The organism is Bradyrhizobium sp. CB3481 (genome assembly GCF_029714305.1).
GTDB lineage: Bacteria > Pseudomonadota > Alphaproteobacteria > Rhizobiales > Xanthobacteraceae > Bradyrhizobium.
Window position 1 is genome coordinate 6043419 of record NZ_CP121647.1, and the last position, 26815, is coordinate 6070233.

The following is a 26815-nucleotide window of genomic DNA, read 5'->3' on the forward strand; positions in this document are numbered from 1 at the left end:
TGCAAAATGGTGGGCACGTCGCTGGCGCTCCTTTGCCCACCCTACGAAGCTGCGCAATCTGAGAAAGCGAAACAAGAAAATATGTCCAACACCTCCCTCCCCGAAGACCGCATTCCCGTCATCGTCGGCGTCGGCGAAATCGTCGACCGTCCGAAGGACATCACCGACGGCCTCGAGCCGCTGGCGCTGCTCGAGCAGGCGGTGCGGCGGGCGGAGGCCGATAGCGGGACAAAATTGCTCGGCGAGCTCGGCTCGCTCGACGTCGTCAATTTCCTGAGCTGGCGCTACCGCGATCCAGAGAAGCAGCTTGCCGCAAAACTCGGCGCCAGCCCGGCCCACTGCTATTACGGGCCGGTCGGCGGCGAGAGCCCGATCCGCTACATCCACGAAGCGGCCAAGCGTATCGCGCGCGGCGAATGCAGCGTGGCGGTCGTCTGCGGCGCGGAGGCGCAGTCGACCGCGACCAAGGCCGAGCGCGGCGGCATCACGCTGCCCTGGACGCCGTTCGCCCATGACGTCGAGGAACCGAAGCGCGGCGCGGCGTTCCAGAAGCCGATGGCGGTGAAGCTCGGCGTGTTCAGGCCGATCACCGTCTATCCGCTCTACGAATCCGCCACGTCAGCGCATTGGGGCCAGACGCCGCGCGAGGCGCTCGCCGAGTCCGGCGCGCTGTGGTCGACCTATTCGAAGGTCGCCTCGGAGAATCCGAACGCCTGGCTGAAGAAGCGTTTTTCACCGGAGGAGATCACGACGCCGACGCCGGAAAATCGCCTGATCGCCTGGCCCTACACGAAACTGATGGTCGCCAATCCGACCGTGAACATGGGCGGCGCGGTGCTGCTGACGTCGCTAGCGAAGGCGCGCGCGGACGGCGTCGCCGAAGATCGCCTTGTCTATCCCCTTGGCGGGGCCTCGGCGGAAGAGCCGCGCGACTATCTCGTGCGCGACCAGTTCTATGAAAGCCACCCGCAGAACGCGGTGCTGAAGGCGGTGATGGATCTCGTCAAGGGCGACGGCAAAAAATTCGACGCCATCGAGCTCTATAGCTGCTTCCCCTGCGTGCCCAAGATGGCGCGGCGAACGCTCGGCCTGGGGCCCGATGTGCAGCCGACGGTAACCGGCGGCCTCACCTTCTTCGGCGCACCGCTCAATACCTACATGACGCATGCGGCCGTCGCGATGGTGCGAGCCTTGCGCGAACGCGGCAAGCTCGGCCTGCTCTACGGCCAGGGCGGCTTCGTGACCAAGCATCATGGCCTAGTGCTGTCGCGCGAGGCACCGAACGAGGCGCTCGCACAGGATACCAGCGTGCAGGCCGAGGCCGACCGCAATCGCCGCAAGGTGCCGGATTTCGTCACCGAGGCGTCGGGCAAGGGCAAAATCGAGAGTTTTACGGTGATCTACAAGGGCAAGGGCGAAGTCGAGCATGGCGTCGTGATGCTACGCACCGAGGCTGACCAACGGGCGCTGGCCCGCATCCCGGCCAATGATGCGGCGACGCTCAAACATTTGCTGGATCTGGACCGGACGCCGGTGGGCTCAGTCGGCGATGTCGTTACGTCCGGGGACGGCGTGCTGGAGTGGCGGGTGGGATAGCCTCCCACCCCCCGGTTCCCGGCCCTGCGTGCGGCATAACCGCACTTCGTCCCGGGCCGCCTGTCGTGTATGAATGACGAAGCGCGAACCGGCATTTCAGTCAGGATACCTAATGGCAAGTCGATCCAGGACGGCGCGGACCACGATGGCGGCGCGGCGTTGGGGTCCCCATGCCGTTATGGCACTCACGGCGATGGCCGCCGTGGCGGCGCTGAGCGCAGATGCCGCGGCGCGAGAGACGCGCCCCGCGCCCGTCAAGGAGGCGATGGCGCCGCGCGATGCCGGCGAGCCGATCATGGCCATCGTGTCGATCAAGACCCAGCATGTCACCTTCTACGACGCCGACGGATGGATCCTGCGCGCGCCGGTCTCTACCGGCATCACGGGACGCGAGACGCCGGCCGGCATCTTCGCGGTCGTCGACAAGGAAAAGGACCACCACTCGAACATGTATGACGATGCCTCGATGCCGAACATGCAGCGCATCACCTGGAATGGCATCGCCCTGCATGGTGGGCCCCTGCCCGGCTATGCGGCCTCGCACGGCTGCGTGCGGATGCCGTTCGGCTTTGCCGAGAGGTTGTTCGACAAGACGCGGATCGGCATGCGGGTGATCATCTCGCCTGAGAACGCCGAGCCGGTGGAGTTCTCTCATCCGGCGCTGCCGGTACCGAACCGGGAGGCGCTTGCGGCCGCGCCGGCCAAGGCGGAGGCGCTTCCCCGCGAGGCGGCCGAGGCCGCCAAGACGGCCGATGCTGCGAAGAAGGCCGCGGCAACGGCCGCACGCGACACGGCTGCCCTGACGGCCTCGCTGCGCAAGCTGGAGGGACTGAAAGCGCGCGCTGATGCCGAACTCGCCTCCATCGAGAAGGCCCTTGCTTCAGCCAAGACCGACGAGGCCAAGGCGCGCGCCGAGGAGCTCAAGCAAAAGGTCTCGGCCAAGGCCGCGGAGCTTGCAACACAGCTCGACACCGCCAAAGCCGACGCGAAATCGAAGCTCGAGGCGGCGGCCGCGGCCAAGGACGCCGCCAAGGCGGCCCAAATGAAGAAGGCCGACACCGCCAAGGCGGCGAGCGAGGCCAAGCTCGCGCTCGCGCCGGTCTCGATCTATGTCAGCCGCGCGACGCAGATGCTTTACGTGCGCCGCCCGACGGAAAAGCCGGCACCCGATGGCGGCGGCGTGGTGTTCGATGCCACGATCGAGGTTCCCATCAATATCCGCAATCCCGACAGGCCGATCGGCACGCATGTGTTCACGGCGATGGCGCGCAACGAAACAGGCCTGCGCTGGACCGCGGTCACCATCGACAATGGCGACAACGCCAAATCCGCCCTCGACCGCATCACCATCCCGCAGGAGGTGCTCGATCGGATCGCGCCGACCGCGGTGGCGCGATCCTCGATCATCATTTCCGACGAGCCGCTGAGCAAAGAGACCAATTATCGCACCGAGTTCGTGACGGTGCTCAGCAATCAGCCGCAGGGCGGCTTCATCACGCGCAAGCCCACGCCGCCCGACATGCTGATTGCCGGCGAGAACGACGATGGCTTCGGCTCTTTTTTCCAGCCCAGCTGGAATTCGCAATCGGTCAATACACGCCGGCGCGGTGCCCAGGACTATCAGCCGATGCAACCGCGCTGGTGGTAGGACCGCCTCTCGTCACGCCGCGCGCACCGTATCGAGGAACTTGCCGACCTCCATCTTGAGACGGTTAGAGTCGGTGGAAAGCGACTGTGCCGCCGAAAGCACCTGCGCGGAGGCGGAGCCGGTTTCGCCGGCGCCGCGCTGGACGTCGGTGATGTTGCTCGATACCTGCTGGGTACCCTCGGCCGCCTGCTGCACGTTGCGGGAGATTTCCTGGGTCGCGGCGCCCTGCTCTTCCACGGCCGCGGCAATCGTCGAGGCGATCTCCGCCAGCCTCTCGATCGTGCCGCTGATCTCCTTGATTGCGCCGACCGACTCCTGCGTCGCGCCCTGGATGCTTGATATCTGCTGGCCGATCTCGCCGGTGGCCTTGGCGGTCTGCTCAGCCAGCGCCTTGACCTCGGAAGCCACCACGGCAAAGCCGCGTCCGGCTTCACCGGCGCGCGCCGCCTCGATCGTGGCATTGAGCGCAAGCAGGTTGGTCTGGCCCGCGATGGTGTTGATGAGCTCGACGACGTCGCCGATGCGGGCGGCCGCTTTCGACAATTCGCTGACGCGGTCGTTGGTGATGCGCGCCTGGTCGACCGCCTCGCCGGCCATGCGCGCCGATTCCTGCACCTGGCGGCTGATCTCGTTGACGGAGGAAGACAGCTCTTCGGTCGCCGACGCCACTGATTGCACATTGGTGGACGCTTCTTCCGAAGCAGCCGCCACCGTCGTGGTCACTTCCTGGGCACGCCGGGCGGTCGCGGTCAGCGTTTTGGCCGAAGCCTCGAGTTCGGTCGAGGCGGACGAGACGGTTTCGACGATCTCGCCGACCGCGGCCTCGAAGGAATCGGCGAGGCGGACCATTTCGGCTTTGCGCTGTTGCGCCGCGATCTGATCCTGCTTCATCTTGGCCTCCCCCTCGTCGCGAGCTTTCTGCTCGGAGACAATCTTGAACTTTTCCACGGCGCCGGCGACCGCGCCGAGTTCGTCCTTGCGTCCGAGACCCGGCAGCATCACGGCAAAATTGCCGCCGGCGAGCTCATCCATCGCGCTGCTCAGCGCGCCCATCGGGCGGGCGATCGTGAAGAAGGAGAAGATGCTCGTTGCGATCAACAGCAGCATCGTTCCGATGCCGATCGCCATGGATTCCCATTCGACCGCAGTCATTTCCGCGGCAGCCTGGGCCGCCTGCTCTTTCACGCTGTGCTTGGCAAAATCGGCGATCTGGTCGGCAAGCGGCTCGAGCTCGGCAACGATCGGCAGCGTCGTCTCGCGCGCGATGCGCTTGACTTCGTCGAACGCTTTTGCAGCGGCATCGCTGCCAGCGCCCGCAGCAATCGCCTGGGCGCGAACGGCCGCGATCTGCAGGGCGCCCTTCTCGTAGTCCGCGGCCCTGGTCTTGAGCTTCTCGATCCGTGCGCGGTTCTCGGCGGATTTGGACAGCTTCATCATTTCGTCAGAGTACTTGTTCACTGATGCCAATCGGGCCGACAGATAGTCCTTTGCCTTCTGCAGGTCGGCCGCACTCTCCGCGAGGCGCAGGTCACGCACGCCGATCTGCATGCCGCGTATCGACGCCTTTACGTCCACCGCATCTCGCGCGATGGCCTGCTGGCCGGCCGTGCGCACGTCGAGATCGCGCATCGCCGCGTTGGAACGGATCTGCACGATCACCATCGTGGCGACGAGCAGAACACCGAGGCCCGAGGCAATGCCGAGCTTGGCGCCGATTGAGAGATTGAGAAGGAGACGGGTGATGCCGGACATGACAGGAGTCCTCGCGAACAGGATGAATTGGACCGCTTGAGAAGACCGTCTGTTCCCGACCGGGGATAACGGTTTGGCAGGCGCCGGGCCATGCGGACGAGCCGGTTCGTTGCGAACGAAGGGCTCCTGTGGCGACAACGGCCACAGAGCGGCATCCTTGGTCGCCAAGATTCCATGCGTTGGTTAATTAGCGACTAAGTCGATCCAGGTTCACGGACCGGTAGTACTACGGAATCACGGCGTACACTTCGGAAGCCCGCGAGCCGCCGATAACGTCTGCTGCGGTGTCTCACCGAATAATTCGCGGTAGAGCGAAGTAAACTCGCCCATGTGCCAGAAGCCGTTCTGAAGCGCAACGGCCTTGATCGATTGCGGTTCTATCCGCACCAGCTGCTGACGCACGTTCCACAGCCGCCGCAGCCGCATATAGCGGTGCATGCTCATCCCGCGAATGGCAACCACGGCGTTATGCAGCGTCCGCACCGAGACCCCAAGCTGCCGCGCCACGTCGGCGCTGTACAGCGTCTTGCCGGCGTTGACGGCGACGAACTCGTCGAATTTCCGGACTAGCGCCAGATAGTGGTTCAGGCCGAGGCGCTTGCCTTCAGGGGCCGGCGACGCCGCAGCCACCGCCAGATCGATCGCCTGCAGCATCGATTCCTCGATGCTCTCGATCACGTTTGGCTGAGCTAGCGTATCGGGAGAATGCGATGCGAGCATCAGCACATCGCGCAACATGGTCCGTAGCGCGTCGAACCTGACGTAGTCCGTGCCGATCACCTGGGCCCGGTCGTCTTCGCCCGGCCAGCCGCGATCGTCGACGGAATCGAAATTCACGAAAGCGACGAGATTGGCCTGCTGCTCGACGATCTCGCATTTCGCGGTGCCCTTGACCAGCAACAGCACGGGCGGGCGCGCCTCCATCCCGTTGAAGATCAGCGATGCCTCGTCCTCCATCAGCAAGCCGATGATCGCGCCGGTCGTGGAGTATTGCACCTGGAGAATTCGCGGAAACGTCCGCTGCAGGTAGACCGTGCAGCCCTTCAGCCTCAGCGACGCGAACGACGCGGCGAAGTTCCGGACGCCGAGCGGAATGCTGCTCGCATCGCCCAATCCTTCTATCCTCCGGAAATGATCAAAATCCGGAGACCGGCTGATCTTCACGAAGTCGGATTCAACTAGTTCATCAAGCAACGACACGCGGCGGTCATCCGAGCCGTCGGTAGCGATCGTTGCAACAACGAAAAAGCGCTAGCCGGGATTGAGAGAGATCGAATGCGCAACTTGACCATGGCGGACGGGTGCTTCGATGCACCCTGCCATCGGATGAAGCGTCTTGAGTCCTGAGTCGTCTTGGTTGACGCAGAACACGTGGCATCGGATCCTGGCACCAGGTCTTTCTCGATGCCCCTGCACCTTACCTATTTTTCCCGGCTACGGAAATTCGTTCGCCACATTCAGGCCAAGTTTCACTCAGGACGATTGGTCGGCCGACATCGCAATCGCCATTTTACGATCTGGGGATGTCTCCCGTGCCTCGTGCAGCCGAAAACCCCGGATGCCCGTGGCAGTTCGCGTCTCCGATTCGGAGACGCCGTGATCGCGAAGCCGGCAGAAGCGGCCGGCTTCGGCGCGGGGTCGATGCGCCAATCAGGCCGCCCGCACCGAATCGAGGAACTTGCCGACTTCCTGCTTCAGGCGGTTGCTGTCGCCCGACAGCGACTGCGCCGCCGTGAGCACCTGGGACGATGCGGAGCCGGTTTCGTTGGCGCCGCGCTGCACATCGGCAATATTGGTGGACACCCGCTGGGTGCCCATCGCCGCCTGCTGCACGTTGCGGGAAATTTCCTGCGTCGCCGCGCCCTGCTCTTCCACGGCCGCCGCGATGGCCGACGAGATCTCCGACAGCTTCTCGATGGTGCCGCTGATCGCCTGGATCGCGTTGACGGATTCCTGGGTCGCCGCCTGGATACCGGTGATCTGCTGGCCGATCTCGCCGGTGGCCTTTGCCGTCTGCTCGGCCAGTGCCTTGACCTCGGAGGCGACCACTGCGAAGCCGCGGCCGGCCTCGCCGGCGCGCGCCGCCTCGATGGTGGCGTTGAGCGCGAGCAGGTTGGTCTGACCCGCAATGGTGTTGATGAGTTCGACGACGTCGCCGATGCGGGTCGCCGCCTTCGACAATTCGCTGACGCGCTCGTTGGTGGTGCGGGCTTGACCCACGGCATCATTGGCCATCCGCGCCGATTCCTGGACCTGGCGGCTGATCTCGGTGACGGACGAGGCCATTTCCTCGGTGGCCGACGCCACCGACTGCACGTTGGTCGACGCCTCTTCGGAGGCGGCGGCGACCGTCGTCGTCAGAACCTGCGCGCGTTCCGCAGTCGCCGTGAGCGTGCCCGCCGATATCTCGAGCTGGCTGGACGCCGACGATACGGTCTCGACGATGCGGCCGACCGCAGTCTCGAAATCATCGGCCATCTTGTTCATGTCCGTCCTGCGGCTCGCCACGGCGCGGCTCTCGGCGGCGCGCTGCTCGGCCTCCAGCGACTGCCGCTCGACGGCATTACGCTTGAATACCTCGACGGCCTTGGCCATCTCGCCGATCTCGTCGCCGCGTCCGACGCCTGATACCTCGATGTCGAGCTTGCCGCTGGCAAGGTCGTTCATCGTGGCGGTCATCCGCTGCAACGGGGCGGTGATGCTGCGCGCCACGAAGATCGACACCGCAAGCATGAACAGCAGGATGGCGCCGGCGACGATCAGGGAGCGCTGGGTCGATACCCAGGTCTGCGCCTTCAGGTCGTCGATATAGACGCCGGTACCGATGACCCAGTTCCACGGCGCAAAGCCGACCACGAAGGACAGTTTTGGTTGCGGCTTGTCGAATCCCGGCTTGGGCCATTCGTAGGGCACGAAGCCGGAGCCGTCTTTCTTGACCGCATCGACGAAGTCGACGAACAGCAGCTTGCCGTTCGGATCCTTATAAGAGGAGAGATCGCTGCCGTTCATTTCCGGCTTGATCGGATGCATCACCATTTTGGGATGCATGTCGTTGATCCAGTAATAGTCGTTGCTACCGTAGCGAAGCGCCGATATCCGCGCCATCGCCCGCTTTTGCGCGTCGGCGTCCGAAACGCCGCCCTTCTGCGTGGCGGCATGCTCTTCCTTGACGATGCCGAGTGCGAGCTCGCCGAGATGCTTCAGCTCAATCTGCTTCTGCTGATACAGGCTCGCGGCCAGCTCGCGCGACTCGAGATAGGTAACGCCGAGCAGCCCGGCGAAGCTCAGGCAGATGAGGGCATAAATCCTTCGGCCAACGGTCATCCTGACCCGGCTCATCATTGCAAACATGATCGATCTCCACGCGACGACGAGGGTCGTCCGTCCCCAGCTTCGCGGAATCGTATAGGTGAGCGGCTTTCTACCCGTTAATTTCGCGGTCCGTAGATTTACGGATTTTCCGTCATCCGGAACGCGCGGCCCGCGCCCTCAGGCCGCCCGCACAAACAAGAAGGCCCGCCCCTTGTTTCAGGGACGGGCTTTTCACTTTACGGGTCTGGTGACTTAGGCCGCGCGAACCGAATTGAGGAACTTGCCGACCTGGGCCTTGAGGCGGTTCGATTCCGACGACAGCGACTGCGCCGAAGAGAGCACCTGCGAGGAGGCCGTGCCGGTCTCGCCGGCGCCGCGCTGCACGTCGGTGATGTTGGCGGAGACCTGCTGGGTGCCCCGCGCCGCCTGCTGCACGTTGCGGGAGATTTCCTGGGTGGCGGCGCCCTGCTCTTCCACCGCGGCGGCGATCGTCGAGGAAATTTCCGACAGCCGCTCGATGGTGGAGCTGATCGCCTGGATCGCGCCGACCGACTCCTCGGTCGCCGCCTGAATGCCCGTGATCTGCTGGCCGATCTCACCGGTCGCCTTCGAGGTCTGCTCCGCCAGCGCCTTCACCTCGGAAGCGACGACGGCGAAACCGCGGCCGGCATCGCCGGCACGCGCCGCCTCGATGGTGGCGTTCAGCGCCAAGAGGTTGGTCTGCTCGGCGATGGTGTTGATGAGCTCGACCACGGCACCGATGCGCGCCGCCGCCTTCGACAATTCGCTGACCCGGTTGTTGGTGGTGCGGGCCTGGTCGACGGCCTCGTTGGCCATCCGCGCCGATTCCTGAACCTGACGGCCGATCTCGGTGATAGACGAGGCCATTTCCTCGGTGGAGGAAGCCACCGACTGCACATTTGTGGACGCTTCCTCGGAAGCCGCGGCGACCATCGTGGTCAGCTCCTGGGCGCGTTCCGCGGTCGTCGTTAGCGTACCGGCGGCGCTTTCGAGCTGGGTCGACGCCGACGACACCGTATCCACGATATTGCCGACCGCACCTTCGAAATCGTCGGCGAGCTTGATCATTTCGGCCTTGCGCCGCTGCGCCGCGGCCAGGTCCTGCTGGACCTTGGCTTCGGCTTCCTCACGCGCCTTCTGTTCGGCGTTCTCGCGGATGACGGTCACCGTCTTGGCGAGGTCGCCGATTTCATCGCCGCGGCCAGCGCCGGGAATCTCAACGTCAAGATTGCCGCCGGCCATCTCGCCCAGCGCGCCGTTGAGGCGCGTCATCGGACGGGCGACGCCGAGGAAGGAGAAGATCACCGAGGCGATCAGCGAGGCGACCACGACGATCGCCATGATCAGGTTGATCTGGTTCGCGCGCTCGGTATCGGCCATGACCGCGTCCTTGGAGATTTTTGCATCCCGTTGTGCGGATTCGACGGTAGCCTCCATCAGGTCCGCAACCTCGGCAGCGGTCTTGACGGTGCGGGTGGCGATAATTTCGTTTTTCGATTGCTCGGTTCGCACCGCCTCCTCGTTGGCGGCCAGGAAGCGCTTGACGACCGAGGAAAGGTTGCTGACCACGACCAGCAATTCGCGATCATCGGCTTCGCCGCGCAGCTTGTTGAACACATCCTTCAGCGAGGCCTCGGTCTTGGCCATCTCGGTGACCAAGCCGGCATCGCCGGTGGCGCCGAGCTTCCAGGCATTCGCCCGCAGCGAATTCACCTTGCCGTCGGCCTGAAAAAGCAAACGCTCGATCTCGAGGCGGTTGTCCAGCTTGGCCATGGCAGGCAGCTTCAACTGGGCATCGACCCCCTTGTTCCATTCCTCCGAGATGGTCGAACGCTTTTCGATCTGTGCCAGCAGCGTCGTCTGCGCCTTGGCAAGATCCTCCACCGCCGCCACAAAGCCTTCCATCAGGGTCTTGGTCTTCTGCAGCCGCTCCCTGGCGTCGGGCTGCTGGGCCATCGACAGCGCCGCCTCGAGCTCCTTGGCCGCGCTCGCCTTGTGGCGCTGCAGATCGGCAACGGCCTTGTCCACTTCAGCGGACTTTCGCGCCAGGCGAACGTCGCCGGCGGCAAGCTGAATCTTGCGCAGGTCAATATGCGCGGCGAGCGCATTGTTCGCCACCTGCTGCGACCTTGTGGCGCGTTCGCTGGCTTCCTCGATCTTCGCCTCGGTGACCATCTGGTTGGCGACCATGCCGATCGCCAGCAAGACGCCGACCGCGCCGGCCAAGCCCAGTTTATTTCCGATACGGTTGAGCTTGATCATGTCGACGACCCCACATTTCTTCTGAAGCAGTTTTTCCTGAGGCGGAATTTTTGGCCGAAGGAGCCGGCAACCTTCGCGCGCGAATCCCCGCGATATCGCCTAGACTAGCGGGGGCCGGTTAATTTCCGCTTGCGTGGAATTGCGGAGTCTTCAATAGGGTTGCAGCGCAATCGACTTCTCGTATTACGCGAAAAGCCCGCCTCCCTGTCCGGAAGGCGGGCCCTTCGTCTGCGATCGGCCGGGTGTCAGGCTGCCCGGACCGACTCCAAAAATTTGCTGACCTCGAGCCTGAGGCGCTTGCTGTCACCGGAGAGCGACTGCGCCGCTGACAACACCTGCGAGGAGGCGGCGCCGGTCTCGCTGGCGCCGCGCTGGACGTCGGTGATGTTGCTCGATACCTCCTGGGTGCCCCGCGCCGCCTGCTGCACGTTGCGGGAGATTTCCTGCGTGGCCGCGCCCTGCTCTTCGACCGCCGCCGCGATCGTCGAGGAGATCTCCGCCAGCCTTTCGATGGTGCCGCTGATTTCCTTGATGGCGTTTACCGATTCCTGGGTAGCCCCCTGGATGCCGTTAATCTGCTGGCTGATTTCGCCGGTGGCCTTGGCGGTCTGTTCCGCCAGCGCCTTCACCTCCGATGCCACGACGGCAAAGCCGCGACCGGCCTCACCGGCCCGTGCCGCCTCGATCGTTGCGTTGAGCGCCAGCAGATTGGTCTGGCCGGCGATGGTATTGATGAGCTCGACCACGTCGCCGATGCGGGCGGCGGCTTTCGACAATTCGCTGACGCGGTCGTTGGTGGTGCGGGCCTGACCGACCGCGCCGGTCGCCATCCGCGCCGATTCCTGCACCTGGCGGCTGATTTCGGTGACCGAGGACGAGAGCTCCTCCGTGGCTGACGCCACCGACTGCACATTGGTGGTCGCCTCCTCGGAAGCGGACGCGACCGTGGTGGTGACCTCCCGGGCACGGTTGGCGGTCGCCGACAGCGTGCTTGCCGAAGCCTCGAGCTGGGTCGAGGCCGACGACACCGTCTGCACGATCTCGCCGATCACGTTCTCAAAGTTACGGGTGATGCCGTCGACCCGCCGGCCACGCTCGATCTTGGCTTCGGCGTCGGCAGCAGCGGCCTCGTCGGCGGCCTTCTTGGCGATCAGCGCCTGCTTGAACACCTGCAAGGTATCTGCCATCGCGCCGATTTCGGTCTTCTCGCCCCGATGCGGCACCTCGGCGCTCAGGTCGCCATTGCCGAGCGCCTGCATCGGCTTGATGATCGATGCGATGCCGCCCGACACGTCGCGCACCAGATAGGTGCTGATGCCGGCGCCGAGGATGACGGCTGCGGCAAGGATCATGGCGAGCATCATCAGCGCCGAGGCATAACTGTCGGCTGCATCCTGCGCCGCCTTGTCCGAGCCGGCGGTGTTAAGGTCGATGTCCTTGCGCAGGACGGCATCGCCTTCAAGTCCGATCTTGTTGACCGTCTTGGTGTTCAGCTCGTGCGCCTCGTGGGGAACTTGGCCGGCGGCCTTGCGGGACAGCGCCATCACCTGGTCGGCCCCCTTCGTGTAGCTTTCCCACAGTTTGACCCATTCATTGTACAATGCGCGCTCTTCCGGCGACGTGATCATCGGTTCATAGGCCTTGCGGGCCTTCGCGACGGCATCGACGACGGTAAGAAGCGTCTTTTCCTGCGCCAGCTTCTCCTCCAGCGTCTCGGACAGCATGTGCTCGCGGATCACGTTGCGGTAGGTGATGACGCCGGCACGAAGGTCACCGAGCACGCGGATGCTGGGCAGCCAGCTGGTGGAGATATCGACCGTATTGGCGTTGATGGCACGCATATTGCGGACCGCCAGCAGGCCCATGCCCGTCATGGCGACGAGCAGGAAGGCAACCACGGCAATGATCTTGGTACGAATGGAGTACTTGGCGAGCATGGTTGGTATCTCTTTGTTTTTTGGGCACGCGGGAGCGCGCCGATGGTGGCAAAGGCGAGTTGAAAGACAGAGGGATGCCTTGCCCGCATCAAACCTGATGCGTCCTCAGGTAGAGTTAACAAACGGTGGTAAAAATACCGACACAGTACTCGCCCGGAGACGCGCACCGACCAGGCGATCAGCGCATCAGCTTCAGCGCGTTGGAAAAGAATTCGGGCCCGCCAAAATTGCCCGATTTCAGGGCAAGCAGCATCTCGCCCTGGCCGGCGCCCACGGCGCGCAAAACCGGCACGCCTGCCGCGATTTCCTCACCTACGAGGAATCCTGGAATGCGCAGACGGTCGACGACGGCGCCTGAAGTTTCACCACCGGCGACCACCAGCCGGCGCACACCCGACTGCACCAATCCTTCCGCGAGATCGGCCATCGCCTGCTCGATGGCATGCCCGGCTGCATCACGGCCATGACGGGATTGCAGAGCTGAGACCTGGTCCGGCGTCGAGCTGCTCGCGATCAGGACCGGCCCCTCGCTGATTCGCGCACTCGCCCAAGCCAGCGCACGTCGAGTTTCGCTCGGACCTTGGATGATCTGCTCGGGGTCGAGATGCAACACAGCCATGGTCTTTTCGGCGCTTGCGATCTGCGCCAGCGTCGCCTGCGAGCAGCTTCCGGCCAGGCACGCCGCCGGTCCGCCGACCGGCGCGCCGGAGGCCGCGCCCGCGGAACCCGACTTGACCTTGCCGGAGGCGACCAGCGCCCGCGCCAGGCCAAGACCGATGCCGGACGCGCCGACCGACAGGCCATGATCCAGCGCCACCGCACCGATCGTTTCCAGGTCGCGGTCGAAGACGGCGTCGGTGATCGCAGCGCCGATGCCCTTGCCCGCGAGATCTTTGAGCCGTCCGCGAACCGCCTCCGCGCCGCGCGACAGCGTGGCGAGATCGACCAGGCCGACCTTGGTCTTGCTCTGCCGCGCCAGCACCCGCACCAGGTTGGAATCGTGCATCGGGTTGAGCGGATGATCCTTCAGCGGGCTTTCGTTCAGCGGCACGGAACCGACGAACAGATTGCCCTGATAAACGGTGCGGCCGGTTTCCGGAAACGCCGGCGTCACCAGCACGATGGCGTCGCCGGAAGAGGCGCGCAGCGCGTCCATGACTGGACCGATATTGCCGGCGTCGGTGGAATCGAAGGTCGAGCAGATCTTGAACAGCACGTGGCCGGCGCCGCGGCCGCGCAACCACTTCTCCGCGGCGCGCGAGCGATCCACCGCAACGTCAGCTTCGATCGAGCGGCTCTTGAGCGAGACCACGACCGCATCGACTTCGGGCAGCGCCAGATCGTCCGGCGGCACGCCGATGGTCTGCACGGTGCGCAGGCCCTGACGGGTCAGCGTATTGGCGAGGTCGGACGCGCCGGTATAATCGTCGGCGATGCAGCCAAGGGACAGTTTCACGGCTTTACTCCCGCATACGGCTTGAACCAGGCGAGCCCATCGGTGGTCTTGCCCCGCGGGTTATATTCGCAGCCGACGAAGCCGCCATAGCCGAGCCGGTCGAGCTCCGTGAACAGGAACGGATAGTTCAGCTCTTCGCCATCGGGCTCGTTGCGTGAGGGAATGCTGGCGATCTGGATGTGGCCTGTTATCGGCATCATCTCGCGCAGGCGCATGGTGACGTCGCCGTGAATGATCTGGCAGTGATAGATGTCGAACTGCAGTTTCAGGTTTGCGATCTTCAGCTCATTGATCAGATCGCGGGCGAAGCCAAAATCGTTGAGGAAGTAGCCGGGAACATTGCGCGGATTGATCGGCTCGATCACGAGGTCGAGGCCGTGGGGCGCAAAGAATTCCGCCGCCCATGCCACCGACTTGTAGAATTGCTCGACGGCCTTCGCTTCGCTGCGGCTGGCGATGCCCGCCATCAGGTGCAGCCGCTTGACGCCGGTTGCCTTGGCGTAAGGCAGCGCCGTCTCGAGGCTTCGCTTCAGATCGTCAAACCGCTCCGGCAGCGCGGCAAAACCTTTTTCGCCGGCGTCCCAATTGCCCGGCGGCAGATTGAACAGCGCCTGCGTCAGGCCGTTCTTTTTCAGCCGCTCGCCGACGGCTTCCGCCGGATGATCGTAAGGGAACAGGAATTCGACCGCGGTGAAGCCCGCTTTCGCCGCCGCCTCGAAGCGGTCGAGGAACGGAACTTCGGTGAACATCATGGAGAGATTGGCGGCAAAACGCGGCATCGGTAATCCCCTACTTGATCTAGCGCTTTACTTCGGCTCGCCCGGCAGGTGCGTGCCGGTGACGCGGGCATACATCCGCGCGACCGACGCGTCATCGTCGCGGCCCATGCCGGCGGCGGCTGTCATCAAAAACATCTGCAGCGCGGCGGCGGAGACCGGCACTGGAAACTTCTGCGAGCGTGCCATGTCCTGGATGATGCCGAGGTCTTTCACGAAAATCTCCACCGCGCTGCGCGGCGTGTAGTCGCCGTCGAGCACATGCGGCATGCGGTTCTCGAACATCCAGGAATTGCCCGCGGAGGCCGTGATCACCTCGTAGACCTTCCGGATGTCGAGGCCCTGCTTGGCGGCAAACGCGATCGCCTCCGAGGCGGCGGCGATGTGCACGCCGGCCAGCAACTGGTTGATCATCTTGAACGCGGCGCCCTGCCCGGCGACATCGCCGAGCTCGTAGAGTTTTGCCGCCATTGCATCGAGCGCCGGACGCGCTTTCGCAAACGCGGCCGGGCTGCCGGATGCGAGGATCGTGAGTTCGCCCTGCGCGGCGCGCTGGGCGCCGCCGGAAATCGGCGCGTCGAGGTAGTGCCGTCCGGTATCCTCCAACTGTTTGGCGAGCCGGCGCGCGACGTCGGGGTCCATGGTGGCGGAGGAGATGAATACTGCACCCTTGGCCAGGGTTTCGGCGACGCCGTTCGGGCCGAACAGGATGGTCTCGGTCTGGGCGGCGTTGACGACGACGCTGACGACGATGTCGGCCGCTTTCGCCGCTTCCGCCGGCGTTCCCGCGCCCTTGCCGCCATCGGCGACGAAGCGTTTGACGGTATCTGCCGAGACGTCGCAGCCGGTGACCTCGAGCCCGGCCCGGCGCAACGAGGTCGCCATGCCAAAACCCATCGAGCCCAGCCCGATGACGGCAACGCGCGGTTTGGTGGATTCTGGCATGCGGCGGTCCCCTCGACGTTTCTTGGCAGGTTTGGCTCTGGGTAACACGGCTTGGCCGCCGTGCCAAAGCGTGAGAAAAAGGTTTAGGAAACAGGGCCATCCGAATGAGCGAAACCAGAATCCGCGAGGAAATCTGCCGCCTCGGCCGCTCGCTGTTCGAGCGCGGGCTGACGCCGGGCTCTTCCGGCAATATCAGCGTGAAACTCGACGATGGCGGCTGGCTGGTGACGCCGACCAACGCCTCGCTCGGGTTTCTGGACCCGGCGCGAATGTCGCGGCTCGATGCCGGAGGCCGGCTGGTATCCGGCGACGCGCCGACCAAGGAAGTGCCGCTGCACACCGCGCTCTACCAGACCCGGATGGCCGCGCGCGCCATCGTGCATCTGCATTCGACCCATTCGGTGGCGCTGTCGATGCTGCCCGAGATCGACCCCCGCGCCGCACTGCCGCCGATGACACCTTATTATCTGATGAAATGCGGGCAGACCGCGCTCGTGCCGTATTACCGGCCGGGCGATCCGGCGGTGGCGGACGCGATCAAGGGGCTGGCGGGGAAATATTCTTCCGTGCTGCTCGCCAATCACGGACCGGTGGTATCGGGCGATACGCTGGAGGCCGCGGTGTTCGCGATGGAGGAGCTGGAAGAGACGGCGAGGTTGTACCTGCTGCTGCGCGGGTTGAATCCAAGGTATTTGTCGCCGGCGCAAGTGGAGGATTTGGTGAAGGTGTTTGGGTTGGAGTTGCCCGAACATCACCACGACTAAGACCGTCGTACCCCGCGAAGGCGGGGTATCCAGTACGCCGCGACTTATCGATTCAAGCTCGTAGCTCGTAGGATGGGTAGAGCGAAGCGAAACCCATCAATTCCTTGCGCGGCGGCATGATGGGTTTCGCTTCGCTCTACCCATCCTACATCACAGCCCCAGATACGCCTTCCGTACATCCGGATTGACGGCGATCTCCGCCGCGGCGCCCTGCATCAGCACGCGCCCCGTTTGCAGGATATACGCGCGGTCGGCGATCTCCAGGCATTCGGACATGCGCTGTTCGACGATCAGGACGGTCATGCCGGCGTCGCGGATGCGCTTCACGGCCTGGAAGATTTCGTCGACCAGCTTTGGCATGATGCCCTGCGACGGCTCGTCGAGCATCAACAGCCGCGGCCGCGTCATCAGCGCGCGGCCGATCGCCAGCATCTGCTGCTCGCCGCCGGAGAGCGTCTCGGCGCGCTGCTCCAGCCGCTCCTGTAAGCGCGGGAACAGCTTGAAGACGAGATCGAGCGGCGCCTCGCGGTCGGCCTCGCCGCGATAGAGATAGCTGCCGAGCCTGAGATTGTCGCGCACCGACAGGCGCGGAAACAGCCGGCGGTTTTCCGGCACATAGGCGATGCCGCGCGAGGTGATGACATGCTGCGCCATGCCGTCGATCCGCGTGCCATCGAACGTCACGGTGCCGGAGCGCGGACGCTCGGCGCCGGCGATCGATTTCAAAAGCGTCGACTTGCCGGCCCCGTTGGCGCCGGCGACGCAGACGATCTCGCCCTTCGCCACCTCGATCGAGACCGAGGAGATCGCGACCAGGCCCTGATAGGCAGTGGTGACTTCATGCACCGACAGCATGACGGTCTCCCAGATAGGCAGTGATGACTTTGGGATCGCGGACCACGTCGGCGGGCTTGCCCTCGACCAGCACCTTGCCGAGATCGAGCACGATGGCGCGGTCGACCAGCGGCATCACGATTTCCATGACGTGCTCGACCATCAGCACGGTGACGCCGGTCTCGCGCACCTTGCGCACCAGCTCGACACCGGTTTTGGCCTCCACCGGTGTCAGCCCGGTCAGCACCTCGTCGAGGAGCAGCAGTTTCGGCTCGGTCGCCAGCGCGCGGGCCACTTCGAGTCGGCGCTTTTCGGACGGAACGAGATCGCTGGCGAGCACATGGGCGCGCGGGCCGAGGCCGCAGAATTCCAGCACCTCATGCGCCTTGCGGCGGGCATCGCGCATCACGGTGCTGCGGACCAGCGCGCCGACGATGACGTTGTCGATGACCGTCATGGTCTCGAAGCTCTTGACGACCTGGAAGGTGCGGCCGATGCCGCGCTGGCAGCGCTCGGCGGCCGGCAGCGCGGTGACGTCCTCGCCGTCGAAGACGATCGAGCCCTGGGTCGGCGGCAGCACGCCGGCGATCAGGTTGAACAGCGTCGATTTGCCGGCGCCGTTCGGGCCGATCAGGCCGACGATCTCGCCACGCCCGACCGAGATCGAGACGTCACTGTTGGCGATCAGGCCGCCAAAACGCTGCCAGACGCCGCGGGTTTCCAGAAGCGGCTTGGTCATCGCGCCGCCTCCTTGCGCTTCGGCGAGAACAGGCCGATCAATCCTTGCGGCCGCGCCAGCGAAATCGCGACGATCAGGCCGCCATAGACGATCAGGTCGACACCCCTGCCGGAACCGCCGACATAGGACCGCGTCAATTCGGTGAGCGGAATCAGGATCACCGCGCCCAGCATCGGGCCCCACAGCGTGCCGATGCCGCCGAGCACCGCCGGCAGCGCCATCAGCAGCGAGAACTGAAAGCCCATCACGCTTTCAGGATCGATGAAATAGACGAACTGCGCATAGAAGCTGCCACCGACCGCGACTAGGAACGCCGATACCGCCGCCGCGCCCATCTTGGAATTGAAGACATCGACGCCGAGGCTTTCAGCCGCCTCCGGATTGTCCTTCACCGCGCGCCACCAATAGCCCCATTTGGAATTTTCCAGCCACCAGGTGACGAACCAGGCGACGCAAGCCAGCGCCAGCGCGAAGTAGAAATACGGCAGCTTGCTGCGCGGGAACTGGAATTTCAGCCAGCTATCGCCACGCGCAGGGATTTCGATGCCCATCGCCGCGCCGGCCCAATCCCAGTTGTGAAACAGCAGCAGGCCGATTTCGGCGATGACGATGGTGGCGATGACGAAGTAATGCCCGCGCAGGCGGAAGCAGGGATAGCCGAGTGCCATCGCAATGAGCGCGGAGATCACCCCGCCGCCGAGCATGCCGAACCAGGGCAGCACGCCGAATTTGGTGAACAGCAGCGCGGTGGTGTAGGCGCCGAGCCCGAAATAGAGCGCATGGCCAAGCGAGATCTGCCCGCAATAGCCGGAGAGGATATTCCAGCTCTGCGAGAGCGCGCCCCACATCAGCGTCAGCACCATGATGTTCTGGACGTAGACGTCCTTGACGAACAGCGGCACGACGGCCGCGACCGCGGCGAGAACAAAGGCGACGACGAGGTCGCGGCGGCGGCTTGTTGCGAAAGCGGTATCCATCACATCGATCCGAACAGGCCGCGCGGGCGGACGAAGACGACAAGGAGATAGACGGCATAGATACCGACCGCCTTGAGCGAGGGCGGCAGGATCAATGCGGTCGTCGCCTCGACGAGGCCGACGATGATGCCGCCGGCAAAGGCGCCGAACACGCTGCCGAAGCCGCCGAGCGCCACCGTGACATAGGCGATCAGCGCGAACGACGCGCCGACGTCGGGATAGATGTAGAAGAAGATCGCCATAACGGCGCCGGAGAGCCCGACCAGCGCCGCGCCAAGGCCCCAGCCGAGCGCAAACACCTTGTTCTTGTCGATGCCGACCAATGCCACCGCACCGGCGTCTTCACGCGTGGCCTCCAGCGCGCGGCCGAAATCGGTGCGGTTGATGAAGAGATAAAGCGCGCCGAAAGCCGCGATCGCAACCAGCGCGCCGACCAGTTGCGGAACGGGTAAGAAGATGCCGGCGACTGAGACGGTCTTGCCGCCGAGCCATGAATGCGTGACGCTGCGGTAGTCCGGGGTGAAGAAATATTGCGCGAGGCCGCGCATGACGATGGCAAGGCCGAAGGTCGAAAAGATCTGCACCATGCCGGCATTGGCTTTCGCGCGCACGGCAAAGCGCACGATCAACAGGTAGACCACGGCCCCGAACACGAACAGCGCCGCCGCCACCAGCGGCGCCGACAGCAGCGGGTCGATCGCGAAGAATGCGAACAGGAAGAACGTCGCATACATCGCGATCATAAGGAACTCGCCATGGGCGAAGTTCACGACGTCCATCAGGCCGAAGATCAGCGCGAGGCCGACGGCGATCAGGCCATAGAGCAGCCCCATGAGCAGGCCGCTAGCGAGGCTTTGGATGATGGTCTCGGCTGTCACGGCTGTTGCTCCAGGTACAGGTCCTCATCCTGAGGAGCTTGCGAAGCAAGCGTCTCGACGGATGGCGGCAAAAGCGCACTCGCGGCCATCCTTCGAGACGCGCGCCAAGGCGCGCTCCTGAGGATGAGGACCGGTGCAGCGGAACTGCGAGAGCGTCGCATCTTACTTCATCGGCCAGACGGCTTCGGCGATGGCGGCCTGCGGCGGGAAGATGGTGACGAACTTGCCGCCGATATATTGCAGCAGCACCGGGTCGGCGTCGTTGTTCTGGCCCATCTCGTCGAACTTGACGCGCTTCCAGGGCATGATGGTCTGCTCGCCGGGGATGTCGGTCGCGACCAGCGCCTCGCGGATCTTCTCGCCGTCGGTCGACTTGGCGCGGTTGATGGCGTCTGCCATCACCAGCAGGCCCATGAACTGGCGCGACGTCAGGTCGTTAAAATCCTTGCCGGACTTCTCCTTGAACATCGCATTGATCTTGCCGACCATCGGCCGCTTGGCGGCGAGGTCGAGCGAGAAGCTGCCGCGCGAGATCACGCCTTCGAGCTTGTCGCCGACCGCATCATAGAGCGCCTTTTCCGAGAAGCCCGCGTCCTGCGCCACGATCGCGTTCGGCTTGTAGCCAAGCTCGGCCATGGTCTTGACCAGGAGGATGCCGTCGGTGGTGTAGCTCGAGGGCATCAGCACGTCGGCATTCGCAGTCTTGAGCTGCTGCACTTCCGCCGACAGGGACGGCGAGTTGGAGCGATATTTGATGTCGGAGACGACTTTGTAGCCGCGATCGGCGGCGAGCTTGAGCTGGGTGTTGGCGGAGTCGGTGCCGAAGATGGTGTCCTCGTGGAACAGCGCCAGCGTGTCGATCTTGGTGCCTTTCTTCTTCATCGCATCGAAGAAGTTGAACATCGCGGCCGAGAACATCTCGTCATGGGGCGCCGCGCGGAAATAGAATTTGAGGCCCCGGCGATGCAGGCTCGGCGAGGAATTGTCAGCTGAAATGAACGGCACCTGATAACGCTCGCAGATCTGGCTGACGGTGACGGCGACCGCGCTCTGGTACGTGCCCACCACGGCGCAGACTTTTTCCTGCGTGATGAGGCGCTCGGTTTCGGCACGGCCCTTCTGTGGGTCGGCCTGGTGGTCGGCGAAGACGAGGCGGACCTTGGCGCCGCCGAGGCCGGGCAGCCCCTCGCCCTTCGCCAGCGGCAGATCAAAATCGTGGTTCTTGTTGATGATGTCGAGCGCGGTCTCGAACGACTTCTGTGCATCGACGCCCATCTGCGCGCTGGCGCCGGAGAACGGATAGATCACGCCGATCACGACCTCAGACGTTTGCGCGCGGGCCGCGACGGGTCCGAGCGCTGCGGCAGCGGTGGCTCCAAGCAATACGTTTCGGCGCGTGATGTTCATGGCGATATCCTCTGTTGGATCTGCAACTATCGATGAAACGGTTGGCGGTTACGGTAAAGCCCTAATGCACGGCATCGATTGCATCAAAGCACGGCAAGCTGTTTGTTCAGGAGATCGGTCACCAGCATCAGCCCGGGCGAATGTGTGATCGCAAACGGCAGCTTCGCAGCCTGGATCACCGATTGCGGCGTGACACCGCAGGCCCAGAACACCGGGATTTCGTCGGCGGCGATCGGCACCGCATCACCGTAATCTGGCTTGTTGATGTCGGCGATGCCGATCGAATGCGGATGGCCGAGATGAACCGGCGCGCCGTGCACAGCGGGAAAGCGCGACGTGACCTGCACCGCGCGGATCGCATCCGCCGGCTTGAACGGCCGCATCGACACCACCATGGGGCCGGCGAACGGTCCTGCCGGGGCGCAGGCGATGTTGGTGCGATACATCGGCACGCGCAGCTTGCGCTCGATGTGGCGGATCGGCAGGCCGTCCGCCAGCAACGCTTCCTCAAACGAATAGGAACAGCCGATCACGAAGGCGACGAGATCATCGCGCCAATGCGCCATGATGTCGGTCGGCTCCTCCACCACCTCACCGTCGCGCCAGACGCGGTAGCGCGGCAGGTCGGTGCGGATGTCGAGATCGATGCCGAGCGCGGGGATGCGGGGATCGCCGACATCGGACATGCCGATGATCGGGCACGGCTTGGGATTGAGCTGGCAGAAGCGATGGAAGGCGCTCGCGAGTTTTTCGGGGAGGATCGCGAGGTTGCCCTGGACATAGCCATTGGCGACACCCGCCGTGGTGGCGGCCATGCCGGTGCGACAGGCGTGCCGGGCCGCGACGCTCGGCGATAAATCCGCCGTATCGTGACCGGGTCGTTCGTTCCTCGCCAAGCTGGTCATCGTTGATCCCCGCTTCCAATCTTGTTGGCATCTACTCCGTCATATGGCTATGATAATGTCTAATCGTCTTTTCTAATTGAGTTTAATAAATCACACTTATCAAGCTGCGGACAGAGGGTGCATGACCGATTTCAAGGCAATGGAAACCTTCATGTGGGTGGTCACGCTCGGCAGCTTCCGCGGCGCCGCCCAGAAGCTCAACACCACCCAGCCGGCGATCTCGCAGCGGATCGCGCAGCTCGAACGCGAGGTCGGCGTCAAGCTCCTGCAGCGCGACCGCCGCATGGTGCTGCCGACGCCACATGGCCGGCAATTGCTTGTTTATGCCGAGAAGCTGATCGGGCTGCGTTCGGAGATGCTGGCCGTTGTCGGCGACCGCTCGGCGATGCGCGGCGTGCTGCGGCTCGGCGTCGCCGAAACCATCGTGCATACCTGGCTGCCGCAGCTGATCAAAAGCGTCAATCACGCCTATCCGAACCTGTCGCTCGAGATCGAGGTCGACATCACCTCGAATTTGCGCAACCGCCTGCTGGCCCAGGAAATCGAACTCGCCTTCGTGCTCGGCCCGCTGACGGCGCCGATGGTCAATAACCGGGCGCTGTGCGATTACGCCATCGGTTTTACGGCCAGTCCCTCGCTCGGCCTCGGCAAGCAGGAGCTGACGCTGCACGATCTGGCGAAATTTCCGATCATCACTTTCTCGCGCCGGACCCAGCCCTATGAAATCGTGCGCGCCCTGTTCAACCGCCCCGATTTGCCGCCGATCCGGCTGCATGCCTCCGCCTCGCTCGCCACCGTGATCCACATGGCGATCGAAGGCCTCGGTATTGCCCTGATCCCGACCGCGATCGTCGAGGACGACATGGCGCGCGGCCGGCTGCAATTGCTGTCGACCAATTTGCAGCTGGCGCCGCTGACATTTTCGGCAAGCTGGCTCGCCTCCCCCGATACGGTCGCGGTGGAGCGCGTGGTCGAAATCGCCACCAGCCTGGCGCGCGGCGGCGTCATTGTTGACGCGCCGCCGCAGGCGCGTCATTGAAGCGGCTCATCCCAGCGTTTTGTCGTCCGGAACTAGCCTATGACCAATATCGGATCCAACCTGCAGATCGATTCCGCCCGGCTGTGGGGAACGATTCACGAAACCGCCAAATTCGGCGCCACGCCGAAAGGCGGCGTCCGCCGGCTGACGCTCGGCCCCGAGGACAAGCAGGTGCGCGACTGGTTCCGCAAGGCCTGCGAGGATGCCGGATTAGAGGTGCATGTCGATGCGCTGGGCTCGATGTTCGGCCTGCGCAAGGGCCGCGATATGTCGAAGGCCCCGATCGGCCTCGGCTCGCACCTCGATACCCAGCCGACCGGCGGCAAATATGATGGCGTGCTCGGCACGCTGGCGGCGCTGGAAGTGGTGCGCACGCTGAACGATGCGGGCATCGAAACCGACGCGCCGATCTGCATCTGCAACTGGACCAATGAGGAAGGCTCGCGTTTTGCGCCGGCGATGATGGCCTCCGCCGCCTATGTCGGCGATTTCACCACCGACGACATTTTGTCGCGCAAGGATGCCGAAGGCATCACGGTGGCAGAGGCACTCGACAGCATCGGCTATCGCGGCGAGACGGCGGTGGGGACGCAAAAGTTCTCAGGCTTCGTTGAACTGCACATCGAGCAAGGCCCGATCCTGGAGGCCGAGAACAAGACCATCGGCGTGGTCGATTCCGGCCAGGGCGTGTTGTGGTACGACGGCAAGATCACCGGTTTCGAGAGCCATGCCGGCTCGACGCCGATGCCGCTACGGCGCGACGCGCTGGCGACCCTGTCCGAAATCGTGCTGGCGATGGAATCGATCGCGAAGAAGCACGGCCCGAAGGCGGTCGGCACCGTCGGCGAGGCCGTGATCGCCAACCCCTCCCGCAACGTCATCCCCGGCGAGATCGCCTTCACGGTCGATTGCCGCAGCGCCGACGCTGGCATCATGGATGCGCTGGATAAGGATTTGCGCGCGGCGATTGCCGAGATCGCGGCGCGGCGCAAGGTCGAGGTGCAGTTCGACCTGATCTGGCGCAAGCCGCCGACGCATTTCGACCCGAAGCTCGTCGATGCCGTGGAGAATGCCGCAAAAATGCTCGGCTATACCCATCGGCGCATCACCTCCGGCGCCGGCCATGATGCCTGCAATCTCAACACGGCGATCCCGGCGGCGATGGTGTTCGTGCCCTGCAAGGACGGCATCAGCCATAACGAACTCGAAGACGCGACCCAGCCCGATTGCGCGGCGGGCGCCAACGTATTGATGCATACCGTGCTGGCGCTGGCCGGCGTCGCATCCTGATAACAAAACTAATCAAGCCCTGGGGGAAAACCATGCGCGGAGTTTTCGTCGACGCCAATGAATCGCTGGCCGTGATCTTCGAACGGCTGCAGCAAGCCGGGGATCCCGAAGTGCGGATCAACCTGAATCCCGACATCACCCCGGAGCAATATCCTGAAATCCTTGATGGCGCCGAGATCGCCATCGTCGATCACACCGCGCTGCCGACCGATATTGCGAAGAAGTGCGCCGGGCTGAAGCACGTCGTATTTCTCGGCACCGGCGCGCGCAGCTACATGAACCCGGAAGAGCTTGCCGAGACCGGCATCCACGTCCACCTGATCAAGGGCTATGGCGACACCGCGGTCGCCGAATGCGCTGTCGCGCTGATGTGGGAAGGCGCGCGCGGCCTTGCCAAAATGGACCGCGGCATCCGCGCCGGCAACTGGCTGCGTGACGACGGCATGCAACTGACCGGCAAGACCCTCGGCCTGATCGGCTTCGGCGGCATCGCGGCCGAAGTGGCGCGGATCGCGATCGGTTCAGGCATGCGCGTCATCGCCTGGAACCGGTCGCCCAAGAAGTTTCCCAAGGTCGAGTTCCTCGATTACGATGAGGTCCTGACCGAGAGCGATGTGATCTCGATCCATCTGCTTTTGAATGATGAGACGCGCGGCCTGATCTCGCGCGCCTGCATCGAGGGGATGAAGCCCGGCGTCATTCTCGTCAACACGGCCCGCGGCGCCATCGTCGACGAAGAGGCGATGATCGACGCCCTGCAATCCGGCCATATCCGCCATGCCGGCCTCGACGTCTTCAACATCGAGCCGCTGCCGGCCGATCATCCGCTGACAAAACTGCCCAACGTGACGCTGTCGGCGCATTCCGCCTTCCGTACGCCGGAAGCGAGCGAGAATTTGATGCGCGCGGCCTGGGAGCACTGCCGGCGCATCGTGAAGGGGAAATAGCTTCCCGTCGTCCCGGGCAAGCGAAGCGCGACCCGGGACCCATAACCACCGAAGACTATGTCGCGCCGGGCTGGAGCCACAGCCGATGCGAACAACGGACGGCTGTGGTTATGGGTCTCTGCGTTCGCAGGGACGACGATGACAAAGTTCAATCCACCATATCCGCGACCGCCTTGCCGCAGGCGGTGGTATCCGCATTGCCTCCGAGGTCCTTCGTCCGCAGCGTGCGTTCGGCGAGCGTGCGCTCGATGGCGCCGACGATCGATGCCGCGGCTTCCTTCTCGCCGAGATGCTCCATCATCATCGCGCCGGACCAGATCATGCCGATCGGGTTGGCGATGCCCTGCCCTGCGATGTCAGGCGCCGAGCCGTGCACCGGCTCGAACACCGAAGGGAAATTGCCTTCCGGATTGATGTTGCCCGATGGTGCGATGCCGATGGTGCCGGTGCAGGCCGGGCCAAGATCAGACAAGATATCGCCGAACAAATTGGAGCCGACCACGACGTCGAACCAGTCCGGATGCAGCACAAAATTCGCGGTGAGAATGTCGATGTGGTACTTGTCCCACTTCACGCCGGGATATTTCTTCGCCATCGCCTCCACGCGCTCGTCCCAATAGGGCATCGTGATCGAAATGCCGTTGGACTTGGTGGCCGAGGTCAGGTGCTTTTTCGGCCGCGACTGGGCGAGATCGAACGCGAATTTCAGGATGCGGTCGACGCCGGTGCGCGTCATCACGGTCTGCTGTGTGACGAATTCGCGGTCGGTATCCGGGAACATGCGGCCGCCGACCGAGGAATATTCACCCTCGGTATTTTCGCGCACCACCCAGAAATCGATATCGCCGGGCTTGCGGCCCGCGAGCGGCGACGGCACGCCGGGCATCAGCCGCACCGGGCGCAGATTGACGTACTGGTCGAACTCGCGGCGGAACTTGATCAGTGAGCCCCACAGGGAAATGTGATCAGGGATTTTGGCCGGCCAGCCGACCGCGCCGAAATAGATCGCGTCGTGCTTGCCGATTTTCGCCTTCCAGTCCTCCGGCATCATCTCGCCGTGCTTTTCGTAATAGTCGTAGGAGGCAAAGTCGAAATGGTCGAACTGCACGGTGACGCCGTGTTTTTTCGCGGCCGCCTCCAGCACGCGCAGGCCCTCCGGCATCACTTCCTTGCCGATGCCGTCGCCGGGAATGACTGCGACGCGATATTGCTTTTTGGCGCTCATCGAGAGTTTCCTTGAGAGGTTCGTTACCCTGTTCGTCAGGGCTAATGCCGGGTATTTGATCGTCTTGCAATGGACCAAACCCGCCGCTTGCGCAACGCTGCACTG

The 26815-nt window shown here is 64.1% G+C and carries 21 protein-coding genes; 6 read left to right on the top strand and 15 right to left on the bottom strand.

The genetic code is table 11. The annotated features are described in order from the left end of the window. Window positions 1-81 precede the first annotated feature (81 nt). Both QA643_RS29510 and QA643_RS29515 read left to right on the top strand, forming a co-directional pair. A complete protein-coding gene (locus tag QA643_RS29510; protein ID WP_283029174.1) occupies window positions 82-1596 on the top strand; it encodes an acetyl-CoA acetyltransferase in 1515 nt (504 codons plus the stop codon). Window positions 1597-1708: 112 nt separating this feature from the next. Further along, window positions 1709-3244: a L,D-transpeptidase gene (locus tag QA643_RS29515; RefSeq protein ID WP_283029175.1), complete on the top strand. Its 1536-nt coding sequence runs from the start codon at window positions 1709-1711 to the stop codon at window positions 3242-3244. A gap of 12 nt (window positions 3245-3256) precedes the next feature. Here QA643_RS29515 and QA643_RS29520 read toward each other — a convergent pair whose 3' ends face one another. From QA643_RS29520 to ltnD, 8 genes are all read right to left on the bottom strand, one after another. Further along, window positions 3257-4996 carry a HAMP domain-containing methyl-accepting chemotaxis protein gene (locus QA643_RS29520; RefSeq protein ID WP_283029176.1) on the bottom strand — a complete coding sequence of 580 codons (1740 nt, stop codon included), beginning with the start codon at window positions 4994-4996 and terminating at the stop codon, window positions 3257-3259. 234 nt (window positions 4997-5230) lie between these two features. Then, complete coding sequence (locus QA643_RS29525; protein WP_283029177.1) at window positions 5231-6109, bottom strand: helix-turn-helix domain-containing protein; 879 nt, start codon at window positions 6107-6109, stop codon at window positions 5231-5233. Between the two features lie 537 nt (window positions 6110-6646). Further along, on the bottom strand, window positions 6647-8338 hold the full coding sequence (locus QA643_RS29530) for a methyl-accepting chemotaxis protein (RefSeq protein ID WP_283034970.1): 1692 nt from the start codon (window positions 8336-8338) through the stop codon (window positions 6647-6649). A gap of 222 nt (window positions 8339-8560) precedes the next feature. Next, on the bottom strand, window positions 8561-10591 hold the full coding sequence (locus QA643_RS29535) for a HAMP domain-containing methyl-accepting chemotaxis protein (protein ID WP_283029178.1): 2031 nt from the start codon (window positions 10589-10591) through the stop codon (window positions 8561-8563). A gap of 245 nt (window positions 10592-10836) precedes the next feature. Beyond that, window positions 10837-12528 (bottom strand): methyl-accepting chemotaxis protein, encoded by a 1692-nt coding sequence (locus tag QA643_RS29540; RefSeq protein ID WP_283029179.1) that lies wholly within the window; start codon window positions 12526-12528, stop codon window positions 10837-10839. 178 nt (window positions 12529-12706) lie between these two features. Continuing rightward, the gene (gene otnK, locus QA643_RS29545; RefSeq protein WP_283029180.1) at window positions 12707-13984 is read right to left on the bottom strand and encodes a 3-oxo-tetronate kinase; all 1278 of its coding nucleotides are present in this window, start codon (window positions 13982-13984) and stop codon (window positions 12707-12709) included. Further along, window positions 13981-14763 carry a 2-oxo-tetronate isomerase gene (otnI, locus tag QA643_RS29550; protein WP_283029181.1) on the bottom strand — a complete coding sequence of 261 codons (783 nt, stop codon included), beginning with the start codon at window positions 14761-14763 and terminating at the stop codon, window positions 13981-13983. The genes otnK and otnI overlap by 4 nt, the downstream gene beginning before the upstream one ends. A 27-nt stretch (window positions 14764-14790) precedes the next feature. Then, the gene (gene ltnD / locus QA643_RS29555; RefSeq protein ID WP_283029182.1) at window positions 14791-15705 is read right to left on the bottom strand and encodes an L-threonate dehydrogenase; all 915 of its coding nucleotides are present in this window, start codon (window positions 15703-15705) and stop codon (window positions 14791-14793) included. Window positions 15706-15809: 104 nt separating this feature from the next. On the opposite strand from ltnD, the gene QA643_RS29560 reads away from it, so the two are divergent. Continuing rightward, window positions 15810-16469 carry an aldolase gene (locus QA643_RS29560; RefSeq protein ID WP_283029183.1) on the top strand — a complete coding sequence of 220 codons (660 nt, stop codon included), beginning with the start codon at window positions 15810-15812 and terminating at the stop codon, window positions 16467-16469. 150 nt (window positions 16470-16619) lie between these two features. Here the strand turns inward: QA643_RS29560 and QA643_RS29565 are convergent, their stop codons facing one another. The 6 genes from QA643_RS29565 to QA643_RS29590 all read right to left on the bottom strand — a co-directional run bounded on the left by QA643_RS29565 (window position 16620) and on the right by QA643_RS29590 (window position 22209). Further along, on the bottom strand, window positions 16620-17324 hold the full coding sequence (locus QA643_RS29565; protein WP_283029184.1) for an ABC transporter ATP-binding protein: 705 nt from the start codon (window positions 17322-17324) through the stop codon (window positions 16620-16622). After that, a complete protein-coding gene (locus tag QA643_RS29570) occupies window positions 17308-18042 on the bottom strand; it encodes an ABC transporter ATP-binding protein (protein ID WP_283029185.1) in 735 nt (244 codons plus the stop codon). The genes QA643_RS29565 and QA643_RS29570 overlap by 17 nt, the downstream gene beginning before the upstream one ends. Further along, on the bottom strand, window positions 18039-19019 hold the full coding sequence (locus QA643_RS29575) for a branched-chain amino acid ABC transporter permease (protein ID WP_283029186.1): 981 nt from the start codon (window positions 19017-19019) through the stop codon (window positions 18039-18041). The genes QA643_RS29570 and QA643_RS29575 overlap by 4 nt, the downstream gene beginning before the upstream one ends. Then, window positions 19019-19852 (bottom strand): branched-chain amino acid ABC transporter permease, encoded by an 834-nt coding sequence (locus tag QA643_RS29580; protein ID WP_283034971.1) that lies wholly within the window; start codon window positions 19850-19852, stop codon window positions 19019-19021. The genes QA643_RS29575 and QA643_RS29580 overlap by 1 nt, the downstream gene beginning before the upstream one ends. Before the next feature lie 207 nt (window positions 19853-20059). Next, window positions 20060-21304: an ABC transporter substrate-binding protein gene (locus tag QA643_RS29585; RefSeq protein WP_283029187.1), complete on the bottom strand. Its 1245-nt coding sequence runs from the start codon at window positions 21302-21304 to the stop codon at window positions 20060-20062. 83 nt (window positions 21305-21387) lie between these two features. Continuing rightward, the gene (locus QA643_RS29590; protein WP_283029188.1) at window positions 21388-22209 is read right to left on the bottom strand and encodes a putative hydro-lyase; all 822 of its coding nucleotides are present in this window, start codon (window positions 22207-22209) and stop codon (window positions 21388-21390) included. Window positions 22210-22330: 121 nt separating this feature from the next. Here QA643_RS29590 and QA643_RS29595 point away from each other — a divergent pair, with 121 nt between their 5' ends. Genes QA643_RS29595 through QA643_RS29605 form a run of 3 tightly spaced genes read left to right on the top strand, consistent with a single transcriptional unit; the run spans window position 22331 to window position 25485 of the window. Continuing rightward, complete coding sequence (locus tag QA643_RS29595; protein ID WP_283029189.1) at window positions 22331-23248, top strand: LysR family transcriptional regulator; 918 nt, start codon at window positions 22331-22333, stop codon at window positions 23246-23248. A 39-nt stretch (window positions 23249-23287) separates the two neighbouring features. Next, on the top strand, window positions 23288-24538 hold the full coding sequence (locus tag QA643_RS29600; RefSeq protein WP_283029190.1) for a Zn-dependent hydrolase: 1251 nt from the start codon (window positions 23288-23290) through the stop codon (window positions 24536-24538). Window positions 24539-24570: 32 nt separating this feature from the next. After that, window positions 24571-25485 carry an NAD(P)-dependent oxidoreductase gene (locus QA643_RS29605; RefSeq protein WP_283029191.1) on the top strand — a complete coding sequence of 305 codons (915 nt, stop codon included), beginning with the start codon at window positions 24571-24573 and terminating at the stop codon, window positions 25483-25485. Window positions 25486-25633: 148 nt separating this feature from the next. Here QA643_RS29605 and QA643_RS29610 read toward each other — a convergent pair whose 3' ends face one another. Next, window positions 25634-26710: a tartrate dehydrogenase gene (locus tag QA643_RS29610; RefSeq protein ID WP_283029192.1), complete on the bottom strand. Its 1077-nt coding sequence runs from the start codon at window positions 26708-26710 to the stop codon at window positions 25634-25636. Between the last annotated feature and the right edge of the window lie 105 nt (window positions 26711-26815).